The 1,481-nt window shown below is 68.7% G+C and carries 1 protein-coding gene; it reads right to left on the bottom strand.

Annotation, left to right across the window (positions count from 1 at the left end; all coding sequences use genetic code 11):
- Positions 1 to 179: 179 nt before the first annotated feature.
- Positions 180 to 1,481, bottom strand: a 1,302-nt coding sequence (locus AC5RUH_RS16665; protein ID WP_494129154.1) for a class I tRNA ligase family protein, incomplete at its 5' end; no start/stop codon positions are given.

The raw sequence follows: 1,481 nt of genomic DNA, 5'->3' as shown, positions 1-1,481 counted from the left end.
GAGTCGAAGCCCCACCAACGGCGAAACGCTGATGGGGCTTCCCCTCGTTAACGGGCCGGAACCGGCTGCCGAACGGCCTGGAGCCAGCCAGTGGGCAGGCCCTGACCCAGCTACCCGCCCGGCCAAGCCTCTGCTACCAGGCCGGCCAAGCCTCTGCTGCTCGACCGGCCGTGGCCCTGCTACTCGGCCGGTGCCTCGGCGGCCGCCAGCTCGACCTTCGCGACGGTCAGCTCGCCCTCCGCCTCGCTCAGCAGGACTTCGCGCGCATTGCCGGCGGCCTTCAGGTCGCCGAGCCCTGCCTCAAGTTGGGCCACCTGTGCGGCCGATCCGGTGATGGTCGCGGTGAGGACCTCGGTGCGCTGCTTGACCTTGGCTTCGGACTTCGCCTTGCGGATGCCGCCCAGCGCCTGACCGACCGTCCCGAGCAGCCCCGTGTCGGCGGCGGACGCAATTGAGGCGAGCCCCGCCATCGTCGGCCATTCGGCGCGGTGCACAGAGCCGGCGCGCCACCAGCTCCAGACCTCTTCGGTGGCGAAGGGCAGGAACGGTGCGAAGAGACGCAGCAGGGCGTCGAGCGTGGTGGCCAGCGTGGCCAGGACCGAGGCCTGCTCCGCCTCGCCGGCGGCACCGTAGGCGCGGTCCTTGATCAGCTCGACGTAGTCGTCGGTGAAGGACCAGAAGAAGCTCTCAGTGACCTGCAGGGCGCGCGCATGGTCGTACTTCTCGAACGCGGCCGTCGCGGTCTCCACCACCTCGGCCAGCTGACCCAGCAGCGACTTGTCCAACGGGTTGGTAACCACGGCGTCGTCCTCGGCAAGAACCGAAGCCTCGGTGGCACCCAGGTTCAGCACGAACTTGGAGGCGTTCAGCAGCTTGATGGCCAGGCGGCGGCCGATCTTCATCTGCGCGACCTCGTAGGCGGTGTCCGCACCCAGCTTGGCGGAAGCCGCCCAGTAGCGCACCGCGTCCGCGCCGAACTGGTCCAGCACGTCCGTGGGGACCACCACGTTGCCCTTGGACTTCGACATCTTCTTGCGGTCCGGGTCCAGGATCCAGCCGGAGAGCGCCGCGTGCTTCCACGGCGCGCAGCTGTTCAGCGAGTCGCCGCGCACCACGGTGGAGAACAACCAGGTGCGGATGATGTCGTGGCCCTGCGGGCGCAGGTCGAACGGGAAGACGTTGTTGAAGAACGACTCGTCCCGGCTCCACTTACCCACGATCTGCGGCGACAGCGAGGACGTGGCCCAGGTGTCGAACACATCGGCGTCGCCGATGAAGCCGCCGGGCTGGTTGCGCTGCGACTCCTCGTAGCCCGGAGCGGGGTCAGCGGCCGGGTCCACCGGCAGCATCTCGTCGGAGGGCACCACCGGGTTGTCGTAGTCGGGGTTGCCGGAGGCGTCCAGCGGGTACCAGACCGGGATCGGCACGCCGAAGAAGCGCTGGCGGGAAATGAGCCAGTCGCCGTTAAGTCCTTCGATCCA

This window comes from Arthrobacter sp. Y3223166, assembly GCF_059090935.1.
The sequence above is the reverse complement of the archived record's forward strand: the minus strand, read 5'-3'. Positions and strand labels throughout refer to the sequence as shown.